The sequence below is a fragment of the Bacillus sp. AF23 genome (genome assembly GCF_020861455.1).
GTDB lineage: Bacteria > Bacillota > Bacilli > Bacillales > Bacillaceae > Bacillus > Bacillus halotolerans.
In genome coordinates this window covers 373,595-394,665 of the sequence record NZ_JAJHVY010000017.1, presented here as the reverse complement: position 1 = coordinate 394,665, position 21,071 = coordinate 373,595, and the positions used below count along the sequence as shown (strand labels likewise).

23 protein-coding genes and 1 pseudogene are annotated in these 21,071 nt (G+C 44.9%); 10 read left to right on the top strand and 14 right to left on the bottom strand.

Annotation, left to right across the window (positions count from 1 at the left end; translation table 11 throughout):
- The first annotated feature begins 279 nt into the window (after positions 1-279).
- The 3 genes from LNN34_RS10960 to LNN34_RS10950 all read left to right on the top strand — a co-directional run bounded on the left by LNN34_RS10960 (position 280) and on the right by LNN34_RS10950 (position 2,992).
- Positions 280-729 carry a GNAT family N-acetyltransferase gene (locus LNN34_RS10960; RefSeq protein ID WP_059293103.1) on the top strand — a complete coding sequence of 150 codons (450 nt, stop codon included), beginning with the start codon at positions 280-282 and terminating at the stop codon, positions 727-729.
- 71 nt (positions 730-800) lie between these two features.
- Positions 801-1,793, top strand: coding sequence for an NADPH:quinone oxidoreductase family protein (locus LNN34_RS10955; RefSeq protein ID WP_229043357.1), 993 nt, complete (start codon positions 801-803; stop codon positions 1,791-1,793).
- Between the two features lie 227 nt (positions 1,794-2,020).
- Positions 2,021-2,992: an ABC transporter substrate-binding protein gene (locus LNN34_RS10950; protein WP_229043356.1), complete on the top strand. Its 972-nt coding sequence runs from the start codon at positions 2,021-2,023 to the stop codon at positions 2,990-2,992.
- A 28-nt stretch (positions 2,993-3,020) separates the two neighbouring features.
- Here the strand turns inward: LNN34_RS10950 and LNN34_RS10945 are convergent, their stop codons facing one another.
- From LNN34_RS10945 to LNN34_RS10920, 7 genes and pseudogenes are all read right to left on the bottom strand, one after another.
- Positions 3,021-3,602 (bottom strand): histidine phosphatase family protein, encoded by a 582-nt coding sequence (locus tag LNN34_RS10945; protein ID WP_044156517.1) that lies wholly within the window; start codon positions 3,600-3,602, stop codon positions 3,021-3,023.
- A gap of 70 nt (positions 3,603-3,672) precedes the next feature.
- Complete coding sequence (locus tag LNN34_RS10940) at positions 3,673-4,767, bottom strand: acetyl-CoA C-acyltransferase (protein WP_229043355.1); 1,095 nt, start codon at positions 4,765-4,767, stop codon at positions 3,673-3,675.
- Positions 4,764-6,203, bottom strand: coding sequence for an acyl-CoA synthetase (locus LNN34_RS10935; RefSeq protein WP_229043353.1), 1,440 nt, complete (start codon positions 6,201-6,203; stop codon positions 4,764-4,766). The genes LNN34_RS10940 and LNN34_RS10935 overlap by 4 nt, the downstream gene beginning before the upstream one ends.
- A gap of 6 nt (positions 6,204-6,209) precedes the next feature.
- Positions 6,210-6,767: a biotin transporter BioY gene (locus LNN34_RS10930; protein WP_229043351.1), complete on the bottom strand. Its 558-nt coding sequence runs from the start codon at positions 6,765-6,767 to the stop codon at positions 6,210-6,212.
- Positions 6,768-6,901: 134 nt separating this feature from the next.
- On the bottom strand, positions 6,902-7,696 hold the full coding sequence (locus tag LNN34_RS22090; protein WP_372588344.1) for a methyl-accepting chemotaxis protein: 795 nt from the start codon (positions 7,694-7,696) through the stop codon (positions 6,902-6,904).
- A gap of 12 nt (positions 7,697-7,708) precedes the next feature.
- Positions 7,709-8,083: pseudogene (locus LNN34_RS22085) on the bottom strand (protoglobin domain-containing protein); the annotation flags it as partial.
- A 257-nt stretch (positions 8,084-8,340) separates the two neighbouring features.
- On the bottom strand, positions 8,341-9,870 hold the full coding sequence (locus LNN34_RS10920; protein ID WP_229043349.1) for an FAD-dependent oxidoreductase: 1,530 nt from the start codon (positions 9,868-9,870) through the stop codon (positions 8,341-8,343).
- Positions 9,871-9,981: 111 nt separating this feature from the next.
- Between LNN34_RS10920 and LNN34_RS10915 the strand changes: the two genes are divergently transcribed.
- Positions 9,982-10,839, top strand: coding sequence for an SDR family oxidoreductase (locus tag LNN34_RS10915; RefSeq protein ID WP_059293097.1), 858 nt, complete (start codon positions 9,982-9,984; stop codon positions 10,837-10,839).
- A gap of 28 nt (positions 10,840-10,867) precedes the next feature.
- Here the strand turns inward: LNN34_RS10915 and LNN34_RS10910 are convergent, their stop codons facing one another.
- The gene (locus LNN34_RS10910) at positions 10,868-11,101 is read right to left on the bottom strand and encodes an IDEAL domain-containing protein (protein ID WP_044156508.1); all 234 of its coding nucleotides are present in this window, start codon (positions 11,099-11,101) and stop codon (positions 10,868-10,870) included.
- Positions 11,102-11,393: 292 nt separating this feature from the next.
- Here LNN34_RS10910 and comK point away from each other — a divergent pair, with 292 nt between their 5' ends.
- Positions 11,394-11,972 (top strand): competence transcription factor ComK, encoded by a 579-nt coding sequence (gene comK / locus LNN34_RS10905; RefSeq protein ID WP_099042780.1) that lies wholly within the window; start codon positions 11,394-11,396, stop codon positions 11,970-11,972.
- A 44-nt stretch (positions 11,973-12,016) separates the two neighbouring features.
- Here comK and LNN34_RS10900 read toward each other — a convergent pair whose 3' ends face one another.
- Positions 12,017-12,916, bottom strand: coding sequence for an SDR family oxidoreductase (locus tag LNN34_RS10900; protein ID WP_229043347.1), 900 nt, complete (start codon positions 12,914-12,916; stop codon positions 12,017-12,019).
- A 212-nt stretch (positions 12,917-13,128) separates the two neighbouring features.
- Between LNN34_RS10900 and LNN34_RS10895 the strand changes: the two genes are divergently transcribed.
- On the top strand, positions 13,129-13,398 hold the full coding sequence (locus LNN34_RS10895) for an excalibur calcium-binding domain-containing protein (RefSeq protein WP_199398395.1): 270 nt from the start codon (positions 13,129-13,131) through the stop codon (positions 13,396-13,398).
- Positions 13,399-13,437: 39 nt separating this feature from the next.
- On the opposite strand, the gene LNN34_RS10890 is transcribed toward LNN34_RS10895, so the two are convergent.
- From LNN34_RS10890 to LNN34_RS10880, 3 genes are all read right to left on the bottom strand, one after another.
- Positions 13,438-14,907, bottom strand: a complete 1,470-nt coding sequence (locus tag LNN34_RS10890) for a sodium:solute symporter family protein (protein WP_229043345.1) — start codon at positions 14,905-14,907, stop codon at positions 13,438-13,440.
- Positions 14,904-15,104 carry a DUF3311 domain-containing protein gene (locus tag LNN34_RS10885; RefSeq protein WP_010333642.1) on the bottom strand — a complete coding sequence of 67 codons (201 nt, stop codon included), beginning with the start codon at positions 15,102-15,104 and terminating at the stop codon, positions 14,904-14,906. Before LNN34_RS10885 ends, LNN34_RS10890 begins: the two co-directional genes overlap by 4 nt.
- A 224-nt stretch (positions 15,105-15,328) precedes the next feature.
- The gene (locus tag LNN34_RS10880) at positions 15,329-15,691 is read right to left on the bottom strand and encodes a hypothetical protein (protein WP_059336343.1); all 363 of its coding nucleotides are present in this window, start codon (positions 15,689-15,691) and stop codon (positions 15,329-15,331) included.
- A gap of 155 nt (positions 15,692-15,846) precedes the next feature.
- On the opposite strand from LNN34_RS10880, the gene LNN34_RS10875 reads away from it, so the two are divergent.
- The 4 genes from LNN34_RS10875 to LNN34_RS10860 all read left to right on the top strand — a co-directional run bounded on the left by LNN34_RS10875 (position 15,847) and on the right by LNN34_RS10860 (position 19,255).
- A complete protein-coding gene (locus LNN34_RS10875) occupies positions 15,847-16,467 on the top strand; it encodes a TVP38/TMEM64 family protein (RefSeq protein WP_044156499.1) in 621 nt (206 codons plus the stop codon).
- A gap of 1 nt (position 16,468) precedes the next feature.
- Positions 16,469-16,990, top strand: a complete 522-nt coding sequence (gene lepB, locus LNN34_RS10870; RefSeq protein WP_044156498.1) for a signal peptidase I — start codon at positions 16,469-16,471, stop codon at positions 16,988-16,990.
- 167 nt (positions 16,991-17,157) lie between these two features.
- Positions 17,158-18,651: a monooxygenase gene (locus tag LNN34_RS10865; protein WP_069486342.1), complete on the top strand. Its 1,494-nt coding sequence runs from the start codon at positions 17,158-17,160 to the stop codon at positions 18,649-18,651.
- Between the two features lie 76 nt (positions 18,652-18,727).
- The gene (locus LNN34_RS10860; RefSeq protein ID WP_044156494.1) at positions 18,728-19,255 is read left to right on the top strand and encodes a MarR family transcriptional regulator; all 528 of its coding nucleotides are present in this window, start codon (positions 18,728-18,730) and stop codon (positions 19,253-19,255) included.
- A gap of 26 nt (positions 19,256-19,281) precedes the next feature.
- Here the strand turns inward: LNN34_RS10860 and LNN34_RS10855 are convergent, their stop codons facing one another.
- Positions 19,282-19,476: a hypothetical protein gene (locus LNN34_RS10855; protein WP_059293208.1), complete on the bottom strand. Its 195-nt coding sequence runs from the start codon at positions 19,474-19,476 to the stop codon at positions 19,282-19,284.
- Between the two features lie 363 nt (positions 19,477-19,839).
- Positions 19,840-21,045, bottom strand: coding sequence for a glucose/mannose transporter GlcP (gene glcP / locus LNN34_RS10850; protein WP_044156493.1), 1,206 nt, complete (start codon positions 21,043-21,045; stop codon positions 19,840-19,842).
- Positions 21,046-21,071: the final 26 nt, after the last annotated feature.

Here is a 21,071-nt window from a genome sequence, read left to right as displayed (position 1 = left end):
AACTGCATTCATACAGAAAAGAACGAAAATAGACATGAGTAAATAATCATTATGTTGAAATTTCATGTTTTTTCAGGTTAAATCCTCCCGCGACCAGAAAAAAAACTGTCGAATAAATCAGTTCCATTGACCTGCATGTTTTTCTATGAGATCAATGGATATTATCGTGATATTTTTTCCAAGCATGCTGAAAAAAGTATTCTGATCAATATGGTTTACAGAAAATTCTATTAAATATAAAATATAATTCTTAACAGCATATAGAGAGAAGGAAACGAGATGAACATTCGTCAAGCTTTACCAGCAGATGCGGCAGCTATAGCACCGCTGTTTCATCAGTATCGGGAATTTTATAAGCAGGCGTCGGATCTGGAAGGAGCGGAGGCTTTTTTGAAAGCACGCCTGGAAAATGAAGAGTCTGTTATTTTTATCGCAGAAGAAAATGGGGAATTCATTGGTTTTACACAGCTTTATCCAGCCTTTTCTTCCGTGGCTATGAAAAGAATCTACATATTAAATGATTTATTCGTCGCTTCTTCTGTACGAAAAAAGGGAGTTGGCCGGCGGCTGCTTTCCGCTGCAAAGGATTATGCCGCGGAAAACGGAGCGAAATGTTTAAAGCTGCAGACGGAACATCACAACCGGACGGCAAGAAGTTTATATGAGCAAAACGGCTATGAAGAGGAAACCGCATTTGTGCATTATAGCCTTAATGTGCCGGAGAAGTGAAGATAGAGGCCTCATGATTTGGTTTTTTGGCCGATGTTCGGTTACGATAAAGATGAAAAGGAGTGTGCCGAATGTCAACGTTATTTCAAGCATTGCTGGCAGAAAAAAATGCAGATGATGTTTCAGTCAATATCAAAACCATATCAACAGAGGATTTGCCGAAAGACGGCGTGCTGATTAAAACAGCATATTCAGGCATCAACTACAAAGACGGCTTGGCCGGAAAAGCGGGCGGCAATATTGTCAAAGAATATCCGCTTATTTTAGGCATTGATGCTGCAGGTACAGTTGTTTCTTCAAATGATCCGCGTTTTGCCGAAGGGGATGAAGTCATTGCGACAAGCTATGAGCTTGGTGTCTCACGTCATGGCGGATTAAGCGAATATGTTTCAGTGCCTGGCGACTGGCTGGTGCCTTTGCCAAAGAACCTTTCGCTGCAGGAAGCGATGGCGTACGGAACGGCGGGGTTTACAGCGGCGTTATCTGTGCATCGTCTTGAACAGAACGGACTCTCTCCTGAAAAAGGGAGCGTGCTTGTCACCGGAGCAACCGGCGGTGTCGGCGGAATTGCAATAACGATGCTCAGCAAACGCGGCTATAACGTGGTCGCAAGCACAGGAAACCGGAAGGCGACTGACTATTTGAAGCAGCTCGGTGCTAATGAAGTAATCAGCAGGGAAGATGTCTATGACGGTAAATGTAAGGCGCTGTCCAAGCAGCAATGGCAAGGAGCTGTTGATCCTGTCGGCGGGAAGCAGCTTGCCTCGCTTTTAAGCAAAATCCAATATGGCGGATCTGTCGCGGTGAGCGGTTTAACGGGCGGGGGAGAGGTTCCTGCAACGGTGTATCCGTTTATTCTTCGCGGAGTCAGCCTGCTGGGCATAGACTCAGTCTATTGTCCAATGGATCTTAGAGCGGCGGTTTGGGAGCGCATGGCATCCGATCTTAAGCCTGAACAGCTCCTGACAATCATAGACAAGGAAGTCTCGTTAACAGAAGCACCTGATGCGCTAAAAGATATTTTGCAAAATCACATTCAAGGAAGAGTTCTTGTAAAACTGTAAAATTGAAGTTTCAGCTTGCAGAAAACACGATGCTTTTTCTGCAAGCTTTTTTGTTTGATTCTAGAAAATGCAAGTGCATCCAATGCTTCCGTATTTTAAACGTTCCTTCGATGTGAAACTTTCTATACGATTTTCAATAATAATAGTGATAATGATTATCATTCCGTGTTATACTATCTTTTGGACATCTTAATTGAGAAACTACATACAGGAGAGACTGGAATGTTATGAAAAAAACACTGATTATTCTTACAGTTTTACTTCTTTCTGTTTTGACTGCGGCTTGTTCTTCTTCAGCCGGCCATCAAAACAGTGAAGAAAATAAAGCAACGGTAACACATGATTTAGGGAAAACGAACGTGCCTGAGCATCCGAAGCGGGTCGTTGTGCTTGAGCTTGGCTTTATCGACACTTTGCTTGATCTCGGCATTACGCCTGTTGGAGTGGCGGATGACAATAAAGCAAAGCAGCTGATTAACAAGGATGTACTGAAAAAAATTGACGGCTACACATCTGTCGGCACACGGTCACAGCCAAGCATGGAAAAAGTCGCTTCGCTAAAACCGGATTTGATTATTGCAGACACGACCCGTCATAAGAAGATATATGATCAGCTGAAAAACATCGCGCCGACGGTCGCGCTTCATAATTTAAATGCTGATTATCAGGATACAATAGACGCTTCTCTTACCATTGCCAAAGCAGCCGGCAAAGAGAAGGAAATGGAGAAAAAGCTGACAGCGCATGAAGAAAAAGTGAATGAAACAAAGAGAAAGATCAGTGCGAACAGCCAATCTGTGCTTTTGATTGGAAATACAAATGATACGATTATGGCCAGAGATGAAAATTTCTTCACATCGAGACTTTTAACACAAGTCGGCTATCAATATGCGATCAGCACGTCCGGTAACAAAAAAACCGGTAATGGCGGCGACTCTGTGAACATGAAAATGACACTTGAGCAGCTGCTGAAAACAGACCCGGATGTAATCATACTGATGACAGGAAAAACAGACGACATTGACGCGGACGGCAAACGCCCGATCGAAAAAAATGTTCTGTGGAAGAAGCTGAAGGCAGTGAAAAACGAACATGTGTACCATGTTGACCGTCAGGTATGGTCTCTGCGCCGCAGTGTGGACGGAGCGAATGCGATTTTAGATGAGCTTCAAAATGATATGACAGCAGAAAATAAATAAGAAAAGACAGGCAAACGCCTGTCTTTTCTTATTGAATAAAACCGGATAAGTGGCTATTGATGTTATAATCTTTAATTTTCCATTTTTCTTCTGCAAATTCAATGTTGCTGAGGCAGGCATTGACAAGGCGCGTATTTTGAAGCTCGGCATCACCGCCGGAAATCTCTGTCAGCAGTGCGTGAATCGCTGCGCCGTGCGCGACAATCAGTACCTTTTGATTTGGATATGCGCGGTTTACTTTCACCAATCCGCCCATCAGCCTGTCCGTGAGCTCTTTTAGCGTTTCCATGTTTGGATAGTTCTTGTCCGGATAACGCTTTGTCCGTTCTTCAAGCGGCATGCCCTCCGCGTCCCCGTAATCACGCTCCTTAAAGTCATCCATCTCGACGATAGGAAGATTGAGGTATTCATTAATAATGTCCGCGGTTCTTCTGGCTCTTTTCAGCGGGCTGGTGACAATGATATCCCAAGAAAAATCTTTTAAGTATTCTCCGGTTTCTTTTGCTTGGCGTTCGCCTGTCGCGTTCAGCGGGATATCTGTTTTTCCTTGGCATTTTTGCTGCAGGTTCCAATCGGTTTCTCCGTGTCTTACTAAGCAAACGGCTGTCATAAAATCCCCTTCCTGACTTTGATCTTATCGCTATTATACTAAATCAGAGGCATGCATCCTATGAAAAAGCCTATGTCAAAACCTCAAATAATAAAGCCATGCCGATTCCGCCGCCGCTTCCGATGGCGGCAACAGCATATTGACAGCCTGTCCGTCTCTGCGCCTCATAAAACAATCTGGTCACCAGTGCCGCCCCGGAAGCGCCGTAAGGATGGCCGAGAGCTAATGCGCCGCCCCGCACATTGACCTTCCTATAGGGAATGCCAAGTTCTTGTGAGCAGACACATATTTTAACGGCAAAGGCTTCGTTGATTTCGTATAAACCGATATCGTCAGTTGTCAATGCGTTTGCAGCTAAAAGCTTTTTGATCGCTTCAACCGGCGCGGCGGACGGATAGTTGGGATGAATGCCGCTAACGGCGCTTCCGATAAATCGCAGTACAGGTTTATAGCCGAGGGATGCAGCTTTTTTCTCTTCCATGACAAGGAGTGCAGCCGCTCCATCTGAAATGCCGCTGCTATTGGCGGCTGTAACCGTTCCGGAGCTGGTGTCAAACACCGGCTTTGCACGAGAAATGATCGCTTTCATCAGCCGTCTTTTCAGAAAAGCTTCGTCTGTTTCCAACTCCCCGAGAGGAACAATCTCTTCACGGTACAATCCTTCGGTATGAGCACTCCAGCTGCGTTGATAGCTGAGAAGCGCGTATTCGTCCTGCATGCTTCTTGGGATGGCATAGCGTGCTGCTGTATATTCTGCTGCCATGCCCATATCGGGATCACCAACAGTGTCCGGCGAAAAGCGGGCTCTTTCTGAAAAAGGCGATCGGCTGCTGCTTTCCGCGCCGCCTGCGATATAAATGTTTCCGGCACCCGCTTTGATAAGATTGCATGCGGAACGCACTGCTTCAAGCCCGGAGCCGCATTGTCTGTCAATCGTCATGCCGGGAACAGATAAAGGAAGTCCAGCTTGAAGTGCTGACAGCCGGGCGAGGTTGCCGCCTCTGCCAGTGGCGTTTCCCAAAATCACCTCGTCAATTGGATCCTCTAACTTTCGGCTGAGACAGCTGATGAGAGGAGCGGCCAAATCCTCCGGCAGAAACTGCTTCAGCAGACCGTTTTCTTTTCCGAAAATCGTTCGTTTGGCATCTGCAATAACCGCGTTCAATCCACCATACCCCGCAGCCATTTTTTTACGCTGGAACGGGCAATTTTGCCGCTGCTTGTTTCCGGCATACTGTCTGTAAATACCCATTTTTTCGGGATTTTGTAGGATGCCAGTTTCTGCTTGCACCAGGCTTTCAGCTTTTTGGCGTCTGTATTCCCGCAAATGACGGCCGCGGGGATTTCTCCCCAATACTCGTCCGGAATGCCCGCCACAGCTGCTTTTTCAACCTCTGGGCAGGAGAGAAGCACGCGCTCAACTTCTTCAGGGAAAATATTTAATCCGCCATATACGACCATTCCGTTTTCCCGTCCTGCTATGTACAGAAATCCCTCTTCATCAACATAGCCCATGTCATCTACTGTCATCCATTCCGGTTGATCTGGTGTGCGGCTGTTTACATAGCCTGAGAACTTCATCGGGCTTTTGACGAATATTTTCCCGATTTCCCCCGGCTGACAGAGGTCCCCGGCGGCGCTGCGGATATCTATGCGGACATTATGAAAAGGGCGGCCCGCTGAATGAGGTTTTCGTTTGCTGTCTTCTGGTGAGAGATACGCAACAAAGCTAAGCTCAGATGTGCCGTAAAAATCATACAGCTTCAAATGAGGCCATTTGGATGCAAGCTTCTCCTTGGATGCTGCCGGCCAGTCCGCTCCCGAAGAAATGATTTTAACGGAGCTGTCAGGGAAAGCGTGAATGTTGGCGAGGGCATCTGTCATTGTCGGTACGGTATAGAGTACGCTGATGGATTTTTGTGTTAACCACTCCTTTGTTTGAGCGGGAATGAATTTTTTAAGCAAACAAACGGTTCCCCCGAGATACAGAGTGCTGACAGCACCGTATAAAAAGTGAGAGGACAGTAATGTCCCCGGAATCAGAACTTTGTCATTTGAAGAGACCAAAAAATCAGTTTTTGTACAATGAAAGCTTTCAACCCAAGAGCGATGAGAGCGCGTAAATGCTTTCGGCTTGCCTGTTGAGCCTGACGTAAAGCCCATATAAAAGGGAAGCTCCGGATCAACGGCTGGGGCCGGGGCAGCGGACGCCTCTGAGATATGCGCCATACAGTCTTCCAGCCAAACAACGGGTGTCAGACAATCTGTCAGTTTGTTTTTAAAAAGAGATGAAGCCACCACAAAATCAGCACCGCTTAATGCCAGCCGCTCACCGCATTCAGCGGCACTCCAGCGTGTATCAATGGGAACCGCCGTACATCCAGCCGCGGCAGCTCCGGCAAACAGCTGTAAAAATGCAAGGCTGTTTGGGAGCAGGATGGCTACACGTTTTGGAACGTTTGGCTGCGTCCGCAGCCAATTGGCAGTTTGGGTGACGAGCCGGTTCCAATCCCGATATGTAATATGTTCAGTTTCAGTCTGGATCGCAATCCGGCTTGGATTTTTATTGGCAAAGGATAGGTATGTATGTGTAATGGTCACAGAATGTCAGCCTCCTTTTGTATACATCGTATCAGAAAGAGACAAGGCTTGGGTGATCTTAATGGCAAGCAGCGCAGATGCTGCCGCTTTTAATAAATCGCCGGGCACAAATGAAAGACTTATAAAACCGGCCTGTAACAGATCAATATGAATGATAAAAGCCTGTACAGGAATGCCAAGCAGGTATATAAAGATGATGCCGAACACAATATGAATGAAAAAGAGACGGAACACTGTCACCTTACGCAGTCTGTGAACGGTTAGGCTGATCAGCCACGAGGCGAACGGATAAGCAATCAGAAAACCCGCGCTCGGTCCGAAAAAAACGCCAAACCCGCCGCGGCCGCCGGGCAATAGCGGCGCTCCAAAGGCGACGAGCAGCAAAAAGACAAGCTGGCTTAAAAAAGCGGCTTTGGGTCTGAGAATGCTGCCGGCCAGCATGACACCGAGCGTCTGCAGTGTAATGGGAACAGGTGTAAAGGATAAGAAAAGAGGGGGGATAAAACTAAGCACTGCCATCAGCGCAGTAAAGATTGCAATGTGCATCATGTCTAGTAATTTCATATGAAATCCTCCAACTAACGAATAAAATATGGTTATACAATAAATGCAGACAGCTTTTATGTCAACTTAATTTTAATATAGGTTTACAAATGAGGTGTGAAAAAACCGGCCTGCGGTCGGCCGGTTTTTGATGATTATTCTTCTGTAAGAATGACAAGCGAATCAACAGAAGCAGCCACATGAGAAACGGCGCGGCTGACCTCCTGGAGCCCTCCGAGAAAGGCCTGCAGATCGACGTCAATTTTTCCTGATTGTTCTTTGCTGACTTTCATGCTGTGAACGATTTCATCGAATAAACGGTTAATTTGTGTCATTTTTTCTTTGCTTTCGCTGACAAGCCCGTTCACGTCTTTGATATGCTTCGACACGATGTTGATTTGTGTATTGGTGTTGTTCACAAGCTCGGACACTGTAGAAACGGTTTTTTTCGTATCTTCAGACAGCTTTCGCACCTCATTGGCCACAACGGCAAAGCCTTTGCCGTGTTCGCCTGCACGGGCTGATTCAATAGATGCGTTTAGCGACAGAAGATTCGTTTGTTCGGCGATGCCTGTGACGATGCCGAAGATTTTTTCAATTTGCTGTGCGATTTCATCCAGCTTGACCATTTCTTTTTCGATTTGGACGAGGCTTGTATCGATCTGGTTCATCTGTTTTTGCTGGATTTCAAGCTCTTTTTTCCCGCCGATCGACTTTTCTTCAACGGTGCTGGATGTCACTGTGCCGGCTTTGGATGCTTCGGAAATGCCTTCAGATTTGTCAACAAGCTCTTGAACGGATCGGCTCGTTTCTGAAAACAGATTTGCGATCGACCCGGAGGTTTCTTGGATTCTCTGATGCAGAAGATTTTTTCTTTCTTCTTGTTCATCGCGGGTTTGGTTGTATTCAGCTTGAAATGCTTCAAGGACAAGCTGCTGTTCTAAGTTCAAGATTTTAGTTGTCGCTTTGATTGCTTTCAGCAGTTCCTGGTGATCTGTAATTGACTTTTCATAAATGTCAATCATTGATAGAAGCAATTCCTGAAACGCCCCCATGTACCATTTTGGCAGAAGGCCGATTCGTAAATGGATAGAAGCAATTTTATTTCGTTTTTCAATAAATTCATCATCAATGACACCGGCAAACATTTCCTGAATATGCCGTTTTAACGTTTGTTTTAAGCGGTCAACTGAGCTGTGATCGTTAATGATATCCATTAATGAGCTTTCATGATCAAGATTTTTATAGAAAGCGTCAACAATGTAAACTATGTGTTCTTGGATTAAGGGCTGCAGCTCTTGCAGCACGTGCAGCTCTGGATCTCCCAGTCTGACCATTTTGAGCTGTTTTTTCACATCTGAGAACTTGTTTGTGAGCTGAATGCGGTTTTTTTGCTGGCCGTTTGAATCTGAAAAATAAGCCGTTTCTTTTTTTCTATCTTTTTTAAATAACAATACAGTGATCCCCCTTGGGAAAATATAATTTTATCATTTGGCTTTTTAAGCCTTTTTCTTTTTTATCGGTCAAGGGAAGCACGAATGAAGACGGCAGATAGAAATTATTTATAAAAAAACCGTTCAGTTATATGAACGGTTTAATCAAGGTCAATTTGTTTTAGTGGTTTGATGGCCGGTCCTTCGACTACCTCGCCAGTTGGTTTAAAGCGTGATCCGTGGCACGGACAATCCCATGTGTGCTCTCCGTCGTTCCATTCCACTTCACAGCCTAAATGGGTGCAGGTTGTATCAACAAGATGCAGGCAGCCCGTTTCATCTCTGAATGCCCCCGCGCGTCTGCCGTTAATGGTGACGGCTTTTCCTTCACCTGGCGCGATCTCTTCAAACTCGACGTCCGGTTTTTCAAGCTTCCCTTTAATGAAATGCTTAGCCACATCTGCATTGTAAGAAATCACCTTTTGCAAGCCGGGATTCAGATGGAAACGAGACGGTGTAAAAATGCTTTCATATGGATTGTCTTTTTTCTCCACAAGGTCTGACAAAAGCTGAGCTGCGACAGCTGATGATGTCATGCCCCATTTTTTGAAGCCGGTCGCAACGAGAATATTGTCTTCGTTTTCAGACATAGGCCCGATGAATGGGATTTTATCGATGGTCACGAGATCCTGTGTGGACCAGTAATAGGGAATGCTTTCGATTCCAATTGTGCTTTCTGCCAATTGTCTCAGCGTTTCGTAATGGGTCGACATGTCTTTGCCTTGGCCTGTTTTATGGCTTACTCCGCTGAAGAGAATCAGCTTTTCTCCGTTTACAATGGTGTAGCGAAGCGCAACTGACGGCTGGTCTATACTTAAATACATGCCCTCAGGATAGTCGATCTTCGGCTTGACGGCGAGGACATAGGATCTGTCAGAATACATTCTTGCTGCATATAATCCGCCCCCGTCATAAAAAGGGAAATGGGAGCAGCATACGATAAATCGGCTTTTAATGGCGTGCCGGCTTTTTGTAACAACTTCAGGCATTTCTCCTTTTTTAATATCAAGCGCAACAGTCTCTTCATAAATCCGTCCGCCCTTTTGCACGATCTGATCAAGGAGCGCGGTTAAAAAGTGAAGCGGGTGAAATTGGGCCTGATTCTTCATCACAAGCGCCAGCTTAGAGCCGACGGGAAGCGGAAGATCTTTTATGAGATCCCTTTCAATCCCGAGTTTTGTGTATGCCTCATGCTCAGTGCGGATTTTTTGTACAGCGTCTTCACTTGCTGTGTAAAGGTAAGCGTCTTGTTCGGTCCATTCGCAACCGATCTGAAGTTCATCAACAATTCCTTTTATATAATCAATTGCATTCTGGTTCGCTTCATAATAAAGCCTTGCGTGGTTCAGTCCGAAATTGCGGATAAATTCATCATAAATCATGTCGTGCTGCGCTGTAATTTTTGCCGTTGTGTGGGCCGTTGTGCCATTGAGAACCTGATTCGCTTCAATCAGAACGACTCGGAAGCCTCTTTTGGACAGCTCGTAGGCCGTCGTGATTCCTGTAATGCCTCCTCCAATAATGGTGACATCACATTCCGTATCCTCTTGCAGCGCCGGAAAAGAAGGCAAGTCCGCCGATGTTCTCCAATATGTTTCGGGAGCTTCTTTTGAAAAAGGTTGATTAGTCAAACCATTGTACCTCCAATATCATTTATTCTTAATTTTTCCATTTTCTATCTTTTCATACATAGGAAGCAGGCTTTGGTCATACCATAATAGGGTTGAAAAGGAGTGATTGCATTGGCGAATGAGAAAAAGAAAACATTGCCGCCGCAGCATCAGGACCAGCAGCCGGGATTCGAATATCTGATGGATCCCCGTCCGGTATTTGATAAGCCGAAGAAGGCAAAAAAACTAGCGGGCAAAACGGCCATTATTACAGGCGGAGACAGCGGGATCGGACGTGCTGTATCGGTGTTATTCGCAAAAGAAGGGGCGAATGTGGTCATTGTATATTTTAATGAACATCAGGACGCCGAAGAAACAAAGGAGTATGTAGAGAAAGAAGGGGTGAAGTGCCTGCTGATTGCAGGAGATGTCGGAGATGAAGCTTTTTGTAATGAAGTGGTAAGACAGGCCAGCCAGGCTTTTCCAACCATAGATATTTTGGTTAATAATGCCGCTGAGCAGCATGTGCAGCCGAGCATTGAAAAAATTACTAGCCACCAGCTGATCAGAACCTTTCAGACGAACATTTTTTCTATGTTTTATTTAACGAAGGCTGTGCTGCCTCATTTGAAAAAAGGAAGCAGTATTATCAATACAGCATCGATCACCGCGTACAAAGGCAATAAAACATTGATCGATTATTCAGCGACGAAAGGAGCCATTGTCACTTTTACAAGATCCCTTTCCCAATCGCTTGTTCAGCAAGGCATTCGAGTCAATGCGGTTGCGCCGGGGCCAATCTGGACACCGCTCATTCCGGCCAGCTTTGCTGCAAAAGATGTGGAAGTGTTTGGTTCGGATGTGCCGATGGAACGGCCGGGCCAGCCGGTGGAAGTGGCACCGAGCTATTTATATCTTGCCAGCGATGATTCCACTTACGTCACCGGCCAGACCATTCATGTCAACGGGGGAACGATTGTAAATGGGTAATTAAAAAAGCCAATCCTTAAGGATTGGCTTATTCGCTCTGTTTGAGCGCTGCATATTCTTTAGAGAGCGTAAGAAACGCATCTTTATCTTTTTCGTCCAAGGCTTTGTTGATTTGGTCAGTCAGCATGGTCAACCGACGCTTAAACAAGGATTCATCGAGCACCATTTGAATGTAAATATCCATCATTGTTCCATCAAATTCTTTTGTTTTTTGCGTGTTGCGGGACTTCATGAGCTCAGTGTACGACTTTTTCTCTTTCATAAAGAATCCCCCCAATGCCTTTTTTATAGTATATGGATAACGGTCGAAAAAATCAATAAATTTTTATAATCTTTAGACAACTAACACTTGGCAATCTATCGACATATCCTGCGAAATGCTGTGATCTGAGATCATGCAGTAAAGTAAAATCGCTTTATTAATAGTAAAATAGAACTAAAAAATATAAATAAAAGATGATTTTAGTTCATTTGTTAAAAAATCCTGTCGTTTTATAAACACAGATGATAGATTATTAGTATAAATTTTGCAGAAAAAGGATGGAGGACATAACATGAGTCAGAAAACTGACACACCATTAGAATCGTATGAAGTAAACAGCGCAACAATTGCCGTTTTGCCAGAAGAAATCGACGGCAAAATCTGTTCAAAAATCATTGAAAAAGACTGTATGTTTTACGTCAGCATGAAGCCGCTGCAAATTGTCGACCGAAGCTGCCGATTTTTCGGATCAAGCTACGCGGGAAGAAAAGCGGGAACTTATGAAGTGACAAAAATTTCTCACAAACCGCCAATCATGGTGGACCCTTCGAACCAAATCTTTTTATTCCCTACACTTTCTTCGACTAGACCCCAATGCGGCTGGATTTCCCATGTGCATGTAAAAGAATTCAAACCGACTGAATTCGACGATACGGAAGTGACGTTTTCAAACGGAAAAACGATGGAACTTCCGGTCTCCTGCAATTCGTTCGAGAATCAGGTATACCGGACAGCCTGGCTCAGAACCAAATTTCAGGACAGAATCGAACACCGTGTCCCGAAACGGCAGGAATTTATGCTGTACCCGAAGGAAGAGCGGACGAAGATGATTTATGATTTTATTTTGCGTGAGCTCGGGGAGCGGTATTAGAAAATAGAAAGGAGCTGACCAAACAGGGCAGCTCCTTCTAACGATCAGGCCGTCGGAATTCCGCCGGTGATGCCGTATATTTGAGATGTCACATAGCTTGAATTCTCTGAAGCTAAGAATACATAAACATCTGCCAGTTCCGCCGGCTGTCCCGCGCGGTTTAATGGTGACGGCGGCGTCCCTTTGCCGAATTTCGGAATGTTTTCAGTTGGCTGTCCGCCGGAAATTTGCAGCGGAGTCCAGATTGGTCCTGGCGCAACAGAGTTCACTCTGATGCCTTTGGGCGCCAGCTGTTTTCCGAGCGCAACGGTAAAGCCGATAATGGCGTTTTTCGTCGCCGCGTAATCTAACAGCATCGGGCTTGGGTTGTAGCCTTCAACTGAAGTTGTGGTAATAATAGACGCGCCCTCCGGCAAATACGGAAGCGCCGCTTTAACAACCCAATATAGCGAGAAGACGTTCACTTCAAACGTCTTATAGATTTGTTCAGTAGGAAGGTCTTCGATGTTTTGCACTGCTTGCTGTTTACCGGCAACGAGCGCTAACACATCCAGCCCGCCGAGTTCGTTATGCGCTTGTTTGACTAAATCGTGACAAAACGATTCGTCACTCAGATCACCTGGAATCAGGACTGCCTTGCGTCCTTCTGCTTCAATCAGTTCTTTTACTTCTTCTGCATCAGGCTGTTCCGCAGGCAAATAGTTAATTGCCACATCGGCGCCTTCACGCGAATAAGCGATGGCGGCAGCGCGGCCAATACCGGAATCACCGCCGGTGACAAGAGCTTTTCGGCCATTTAGTTTGCCGGCTCCTTTATAGCTTTTTTCTCCGCAGTCCGGAACCGGCTTCATTTTTTGCTGCAAGCCGGGCGGTTCTTGGTATTGTTCAGGAAATTCATCGTGAAAAAATGCTGTTAAAGGATTGTTTCGTTTTGTATCAGACATCATCAACGCTCCTTTTTGTGTGGTGTACATTCGTATGTGTACCCTTGAGCAAAGTGAGAAAAACATGTTTTGGCAGTTTGCATCTCTGCAAGACAAAGAAAGCAAAAAAAACTGCCGCTCCTTCCATATTTATCTTGTAAAATATGCCGAATTGAATTATGATAAAATCGCTATAAAACAACTAAATATTGGGTATGGGGGAGTATATTGTCATGAAAAAAGCCGCGGCGCTTTTGCTTTCACTCGGTCTCGTTTTCGGTTTTTCATACGGAGCTGACCATGTGGCGGAAGCCAAAACGAAGGTAAAGACGTATAAGAACTGCAAGGAATTAAACAAAGTGTACAAAGGCGGGGTAGCCCGTACGTCCAAGGTGAAAAATAAAGGCGGAAAAACGAAGTACAAGCCTTACGTATCTAAGGCGCTTTATGATGCCAATAAAAAGAAAGATCGCGATAAAGATTATATCGCCTGCGAACGCTAAACAAAAAGCAATCTGTTGTCCAGATTGCTTTTTTCTTGTTTAAGCGGCTTGTTCAGCAGCTGCGCTTTTCGCTTTTCTTGTCATAAGACTGACCGCCATCATGACCGTAACATTCAGCAGCAAAGCGACAATGCCGACGTTTAAGTCTTTCGCCGCTTGCGGCAGCGCCGGAAATAAAGTGCCGATTGTTGTTTCTGTAACGGTAATATAAGAAACCGCTCCGACGCCCGTTATAATGCCGGCAAAGGCTCCTTGTTTGGTCACGATCTTATGCTTGAACAGGCTGAACAGCAGGGCCGGAAATAGCTGTGTGACGAGGCTGTATCCCATAAGGAGAAGCGTAACGATTGTGTTCCCGCCTTTGAATGTAAAGTACACAGCAATCAGCGCAATCACAGGCACTAAACATTTAGCCAATAATGACACCTGCTGTTCCGTCGTGCGGGGAGCAAACACTTGATAAACATTTTTGGCAAACAAAGTGGAGGCCGACATTAAAATCATGGAACCCGGCACAAGCGCTGTCAGCAGTCCGGCTGCCCCAATGACTCCGACAAACCAAGGATCAAAGGTTTGAAGAGACAGTCTCAAAAGTGATAAATCCGCGTCTGCGCCTTTCAGACCGGGAACTTGCAGGATAGCCGCAAAGCCGACGAAAAGGACAAATAGAAGGACCAGCTGGTATAAAGGCATAATAATGGCGTTTTTTCGAAAGACTTTTGGGTTTTCTGCTGAATAGGAAGCGGAAAACGTATGGGGCCACATATAAAAGCCCAGCGCCGTCAGCAGCACGGTTGAACTGAACCATGCTGCACTTTGCCCTGTTTCGGGCAGGGTAATAAAACCGGGATTTGCGTTTTCAATCTGCTGAAACATGTCTTGAAATCCGCCGTAGTAATGAAACGGCAGATATACGCCTAAGAATAAAACGACGGCCAAAATCATGATGTCTTTGACAACGGATATCCAGGCGGACCCGTGGATGCCGGATACCATAACGTAAACTGTGATTGAAATGACGCCGATCCAAATGGCAGCAGTAGGAGAAATTTTTCCGTAAGACGTTTCCGATACAATCAATCCAAGCCCTTTCAGCTGCAGCACAAGATAAGGAATAAGCGCGGCGATGCCGACAAGTGAGACGAGCACGCCAAGCAGCGGGCTGTTGTACTTTTTGATGAAAAAATCGGACTGCGACATCAGCTTATGCTGTTTCGCATAGGACCATACCGCCGGCAGGAGCCAATAAGAAAGAATATAGGCCAGACAGCCGTAGGCGATGATGTAAAAGGCCGGCCCGCCTTTTCCGTAAGCCCAGCCGCTTCCGCCGAGAAACGTAAACGTCGTATAAATCTCTCCTGCCATCAATAGGAAAACAAAGACAGTACCGAAGCCGCGGCCTCCAACCGTCCACTGCTCAAGGTCCATGTCTTTTCCTTTTTGGGCGCGTACGCCGAGAAACATGCTGAATAGCAGGACACCGAAAATGATGATGAGAGCTGCGTTCATTCTGCTTCCTCCCTTTTATTTTCTTTGTCGAGGACATACACGATCGCCATCAGGACAGAGGTCAGCAAAGCCCACATGACGACATAGGCGAGAATGAATGGCATGCCAAACAGATAGGGTGTCACTTTGTTTGCAAAAGGGATGCCAAGCAAAAGTCCGATGAAGGGTAAAGCGGCAAGAATGTGAATCAGTTTCATAGAATCCTCCTTTGATCAAAAATGGGCGGTGCGTGTCATGCGCGGGCTGCAAATCATGTCGCTAATCTGGCGGCACATGTCATTTTTTGGGGAGTGAAAGGCTGTGGTACGAATTATAAATAAATTTATTTTGTTTGTATAGTGCGAATTGTCAGAAATTTATTCTTGGGGAGCTAGAAGGGGGGACGGGCGCAAGGAGGGGAATACAGAATGATTCGAAAGACTTATGGCGAGTCCGGCGCAAATAAATAGAATGTTAACAAACTGCTTACTTGCTCTCGAATTCGCGGGTTAAAATAGCGGTGTTTTTCTTCGTAGCCATCAATGACAAATAAATAAAGCGTAAAGGCTTCATCACGCTCAGCCTCGTAGATGGCGATTTTTCTTTTCCTCAGCTCTTTTCTGATCTCAATCAGATCCTTTTGTGCTATTTTTAATGATTCGTTGATAAGTTGTATATAAGGGTGTTTCAATTTTAATGAGCTTTTCTCAATTCCGCCGAGATCGCGGTTTAAAATCGTAATGACCATAGGCAAAAAGAGAGCCCGCTCTATCAATTCATATCCTTCCGGCTGCAAATGCGGCATGGTAACTCCTTCTTTCTTGAGGGAACGTTTGTTCTTGTTATATTCTATATCGGCTGGTGAAATGTTTCAAGACAGAAAAAATCACCAAAACTTTTTAGTTTTTCGCCGAGAATGTGTAGAATAAGGATAGACAAACCCGGTGAGGAGTATAAACGTTGGAGCAATTTTTATCCTATTTGACAGAGGATCGTTTAACTGAATTATTTCAAAGCTATAGGGCTTTCGGTCCGCTTATTGCTGTGCTGCTGCCTTTAATTGAAGCATTTCTTCCGTTTTTGCCGCTTATCGTTTTTGTGGTGGCGAATACAAATTCGTTTGGATTGTGGGAAGGCTTCATCCTGTCATGGGCCGGATCAACAGCGGGGTCCATTCTCGTGTTTTTCATTGTCCGTCATTATGGACAAAGAAGAGCTCTTGGATTCATCCGCAGGCATCCGTCTGTCAGAAAGCTTATGTTATGGGTGGAAAGGCACGGTTTTGGCCCGATGTTTCTTCTGCTTTGTTTTCCATTTACACCGTCTGCCGCGGTGAATGTTGTCGCTGGTTTGTCAAGGATCGGGACGCGGCCGTTTGTTTTGGCGGCAGCCTCGGGAAAGCTCGTCATGATTTTTATGATCAGCTTCATCGGATATGATCTTCACGCGCTGATCACACAGCCGATTCGCACGGTTATTGCCGTTCTGGTGATTGCTGTCTTATGGTATGTCGGCAAAAGGGTGGAACGGCATCTGCATGTGAGAGCCAGCCAGCGTGAGCATGATGGAGGGAGACAGTAACATGAAAAAACGGTTTTGGTTTCTTGCCGGTGTCGTGTCCGTAGTTCTCGCCATTCAAGTCAAAAATGCCGTCTTTATTGATTACAAAGTAGAAGGCATCAGCATGAACCCGACTTTTCAGGAAGGGAACGAACTGTTGGTCAATAAATTTTCACATCGATTCAAAACCATCCATCGTTTTGATATTGTTTTGTTTAAAGGCCCTGATCAAAAAGTGCTGATTAAGCGGGTAATCGGCTTGCCCGGTGAATCGATCAAATATAAAGATGATCAGCTGTATGTGAACGGAAAGCAGGTGGCTGAACCATTTTTGAAGCATTTGAAATCAGTTTCTGCCGGAAGCCATGTAACAGGTGATTTTACGTTGAAAGATGTGACAGGAACAAGCAAGGTGCCGAAAGGTCAATATTTTGTCGTTGGAGATAATCGCATATACAGCTTCGACAGCCGGCACTTTGGTCCGGTTAGAGAAAAAAATATCGTCGGTTTGATTTCCGATGCTGAACAAAAAGACGCCAATTGAAGCGGCGTCTTTTTTGTGCTGGTTTGGAAAAATGTGTTGAAGAAAAAATTGTAAGGAGTTATAATCAAAATCGTTACGAGTGTAACAAAAATATATTTGATTTTTGGTTTTTCTTTTATTTTTAGTGGTTTTTATTAGTTTTATATGAAACAAAAGGAGTGATTTAGATGAATGTTGAAGCAGTGATTATAGGAGGAGGACCGGTTGGATTTATGCTGGCTTCCGAGCTTGCGATGGCTGGGGTGAAAACATGTGTGATTGAGCGGCTTGAAAAGCCTGTTCCGCATTCTAAGGCACTGACGCTGCATCCCCGCACGCTGGAGCTTCTTGAGATGAGAGGGCTGCTGGAACGTTTCGTATCCATGGGAACCAAAATACCTTCCGGACACTTTTCGATGCTGGATACACGTCTTGATTTTTCAGACTTGGATACGGGCTGTCCTTACACGCTTTTGCTTCCGCAGGCCAAAACAGAGCAGCTGCTAGAGGAACATGCGCGGAGCCTGGGAGCAGCGGTGTTACGAGGGGCAGAGGTGCTGGCGGTTACGCAAAACGAAGCAGAGGCGCACATCATTTTCAAGGATCAGGACGGCAGTCTGAGGACAATCACAAGTATGTTTGCCATTGGTGCCGATGGAGCAGGAAGTACTGTCCGGAAACAGGCTCGAATTGAGTTTCCGGGAACAGACAGCACCATTACAGCAGCGCTTGGAGATGTGGCGCTCCTTTCTCCGCCGCCGTCAGGAGTGCTGTCCCTTTGCACAAAAGAGGGGGGTGTCATGATCGTTCCGCTTTCTCCGGGCCGATACCGTGTAGTCGTGATCAGCCCTTATCGCACGCAGACGCCGAAAGATGTGCCTGTCACTGAGGAGGAGCTAAAAACTGATCTCATACGAATTTGCGGGACTGACTTCGGTTTAACCGAGCCTTCCTGGATGTCACGGTTCGGGAACGCCGCACGCCAAGCGAAACGGTACCGCGACGGCAGAATCTTCCTTGCAGGGGATGCGGCGCATATTCATTTTCCAGCGGGCGGCCAAGGGCTGAATGTCGGCCTTCAGGATGCGATGAATCTTGGATGGAAGCTGGCGGCGGCCGTCAAGGGCGCTGCGCCTTCATGGCTTTTAGACAGCTATCATGAGGAGCGGCACCCGGCTGCAGAAGGGCTACTGAGGAACACGGAGGCGCAGACGAAACTGATTGATTTCACTCAAGCAGGCCTCCATTTGCGGAGTATGATGTCGGAGCTGCTCGCCTTCCCTGAAGTGAATCGATATGTAGCGGGGCAAATTTCTGCGCTTGATGTCAGGTATGAAGCCGATCCCAATATGCCGCCGCATCGTTTGAACGGGTCAAGGCTCCCTGATATGGAGCTGATTCGTTCCGGCGGCAGTTCGGAACGGCTGTACAGCTGTCTCCAAAACGGGACATTCGTTTTGCTGTCATTGATGCAAGAAGCTGATGATCATAGCCGAATGAGAGGCTTACGCACGGTAAACGCCTCGCTTGCAGAACCGAATGAAAAGTTGCGGGACGTGCATACAATATTGATTCGCCCTGACGGACATGTTGCCTGGGCTGTGGATGCATCGGCGCCTGATTGTGCCGAGGTGATTCAAACAGGGATCAGCCGCTGGCTTTCCGTTACCAGCCGGGTGTAACGCAATTCGATTGTTTCATCTGTAACAAAACGGTATGATAGAAGAAACAATCGAATGAAAAAGGATGGAAAACCAGATGAATACAGATCATACGAAACGCAATCTTTTTGAATTATATGCGGAGCTCATTCATCAGCAGGAGAAATGGGAGGGGCTTATTAAAGCCTTTTTGGCTGATGAATTGAAGAAGCTTGATGCCGAGCACGGGAGTAAATCTCAATTGACGATGACAGAAATTCATGTTCTATCCTGTGTCGGGGACAATGAACCAATCAATGTCACGTCTATAGCAGAAAAAATGAATACGACAAAAGCGACTGTATCGCGCATCAGCACAAAATTGCTCGGCGCCGGCTTCCTTCATAGAACACAGCTCAGCGATAATAAGAAGGAGGTCTACTTCCGTTTGACGCCGGCTGGGAAAAAACTTCACAATTTGCATAAATATTATCATCAGAAGGTCGAACAGCGTTTTCTGTCATTTTTTGATCGGTATACAGAGGAAGAGATTCTTTTTGCGGAACGGCTGTTTCGGGATCTGGTGACAAAATGGTATCCGTCGTCAGAAGAGATGGAAGATGGTCTTCACAACGTTTTTAAATAAAAAACACGCACTTAGGTGGGTGTTTTTTACGTTTCTTCTTTCTTTTTCAAGATTGTAAGGTAAATCAGATTTCCTCCGGCTAAAATGATAAGCGGCAGTCCAGGGGAGCTGGATGTCACCAAATTATAAATCAGCCAGATTCCTAAACATATTCCATAATATAAGTGCATTGCTTTCTCGGGGTTGTCGCGCAGCAAACTCACTTTAAAAATCTTTTTCATCATAACGCCCCTATTCATTTTATGATTTCTCCTTTAGTTTACATGCATCTTCGGTTCATCTCAAAATTCGATCTTTGGCTTTTGATGCTTCCTCAGAATATGCTGAGGAAATTTTAGGTTTAGGTTTATTTTTGATGGGGAGCAACAGGCTAGTATACCTTGATTTATGGATGTATCATAAAACAATTCTGTAAATACCTTTGCTAGTCACCTGAACGATCTCGGACAGGTACAGAATCATAATCACTTCTATCATCTACCATCTCCCTTGCTAAAACACTGTTTTCTCATGACAAAGAAGAGGACATTAAGTCCTCTTCTTACTTACGATATGTCTATTCGTATCTTTCATTTTCACGTTTTTTACTGTGTTTTTGAAGCTTTGCTTTCAAGTGAAATAGGGTCTTCTGTTTTAGTTCTCCTAATCTTTACAGAAATACCTACTAGAATGACCGCCATCGTTGTAAAGATTCCCATGGTTAATAAGATCGTATCCTGATTTAAGCTCCATCCAATTAAGAAAGAGATGATCGCTCCTCCGAAACTTGCCGAAGCAATAAATAAACTTGTAACTTCGTCAACGTACTTCTGAATAATGATTGATGCTAGTGTTAAAGCAATGGGAAATATGCCCGCTATACTTAGACCAATCAAAAATGTGCCGCCCAATTGAAGTAAGGGGTTACTTATATAAGAGAAGGCGATCAACAAAACAATTAAACAACTGCAACTAAATAGGAGGTACTTAGAAAAATTAAGCCTTCTGCTTACGAAACCAATCAGTATTCTTCCTATGATGATCCCTACCCAGAAAAAGGAGACACTGATAAGACTGATTTGTTCATTGTCTTGGTTTATCATAATTGAAGGTAAGAAGTTGGCGAAATTTGTTTCAATACCAGCATATAGGAAAGCAAAAAATACAAAAAAGCCTAATTGCTTTGATTTTTTTCTGTCTCCTATAAAGTATTGAAATGCTCCTGCATCTGGCAAGGCCACTTGCTGGTTAGCATTCTTAGCATACTTTCGGTTCTTGGATAAGAAAATTAACCACCCTGCTAATAGGACGAACAAAAAGGTGAATATGCAGTAATACGGTAAAAACCAGTTATTGATATTGATGAAGGAATTAATTAATAATGGGAAAGTTAAAGCGCCTAATCCAAAGAGGACTTCCAGCTTACTCATTTTTTCTGCATTACTTTCGAAATTAGCGATAACAAAGGAACCGACTGTCGTTTCTAATGTACCTGCTCCATATCCTAAGAGAAAAGCCATTACAACAATATAATACCAATCCTTAGTGAGAAAAAAGATACTTAACGCTGCAAGCATTATGATCAAAGCTAAAGTAAGTGTCCTAAAGTGACTGTATTTCTTAATCATTAACGGTGCGATTAATACCCCGCTTAGGAATCCGGTAAACTGAAAGAAAATGATGACCGAAATATCATCTGTTGTCTTGTTAAAAGACTCTAAAAGAAATGGTGTCAAACTTCCTGTTGATATATGGATAATACCCACTGTGAAAAAGAAAGCATATCCAAATAAATATGTGCCTCTTAACATTCATTACACCCCTATATGAAAAAGCA

Bases quoted from the DNA above. Each gene is read 5' to 3' on its own strand.
- LNN34_RS10960 (WP_059293103.1), top strand. From the start codon at position 280: ATGAACATTCGTCAAGCTTTACCAGCAGATGCGGCAGCTATAGCACCG.
- LNN34_RS10955 (WP_229043357.1), top strand. From the start codon at position 801: ATGTCAACGTTATTTCAAGCATTGCTGGCAGAAAAAAATGCAGATGAT.
- LNN34_RS10950 (WP_229043356.1), top strand. From the start codon at position 2,021: ATGAAAAAAACACTGATTATTCTTACAGTTTTACTTCTTTCTGTTTTG.
- LNN34_RS10945 (WP_044156517.1), bottom strand. From the start codon at position 3,602: ATGACAGCCGTTTGCTTAGTAAGACACGGAGAAACCGATTGGAACCTG.
- LNN34_RS10930 (WP_229043351.1), bottom strand. From the start codon at position 6,767: ATGAAATTACTAGACATGATGCACATTGCAATCTTTACTGCGCTGATG.
- LNN34_RS10910 (WP_044156508.1), bottom strand. From the start codon at position 11,101: ATGAAAGAGAAAAAGTCGTACACTGAGCTCATGAAGTCCCGCAACACG.
- comK (WP_099042780.1), top strand. From the start codon at position 11,394: ATGAGTCAGAAAACTGACACACCATTAGAATCGTATGAAGTAAACAGC.
- LNN34_RS10900 (WP_229043347.1), bottom strand. From the start codon at position 12,916: ATGTCTGATACAAAACGAAACAATCCTTTAACAGCATTTTTTCACGAT.
- LNN34_RS10895 (WP_199398395.1), top strand. From the start codon at position 13,129: ATGAAAAAAGCCGCGGCGCTTTTGCTTTCACTCGGTCTCGTTTTCGGT.
- LNN34_RS10890 (WP_229043345.1), bottom strand. From the start codon at position 14,907: ATGAACGCAGCTCTCATCATCATTTTCGGTGTCCTGCTATTCAGCATG.
- LNN34_RS10885 (WP_010333642.1), bottom strand. From the start codon at position 15,104: ATGAAACTGATTCACATTCTTGCCGCTTTACCCTTCATCGGACTTTTG.
- LNN34_RS10880 (WP_059336343.1), bottom strand. From the start codon at position 15,691: ATGCCGCATTTGCAGCCGGAAGGATATGAATTGATAGAGCGGGCTCTC.
- lepB (WP_044156498.1), top strand. From the start codon at position 16,469: ATGAAAAAACGGTTTTGGTTTCTTGCCGGTGTCGTGTCCGTAGTTCTC.
- LNN34_RS10865 (WP_069486342.1), top strand. From the start codon at position 17,158: ATGAATGTTGAAGCAGTGATTATAGGAGGAGGACCGGTTGGATTTATG.
- LNN34_RS10860 (WP_044156494.1), top strand. From the start codon at position 18,728: ATGAATACAGATCATACGAAACGCAATCTTTTTGAATTATATGCGGAG.
- LNN34_RS10855 (WP_059293208.1), bottom strand. From the start codon at position 19,476: ATGAAAAAGATTTTTAAAGTGAGTTTGCTGCGCGACAACCCCGAGAAA.
- glcP (WP_044156493.1), bottom strand. From the start codon at position 21,045: ATGTTAAGAGGCACATATTTATTTGGATATGCTTTCTTTTTCACAGTG.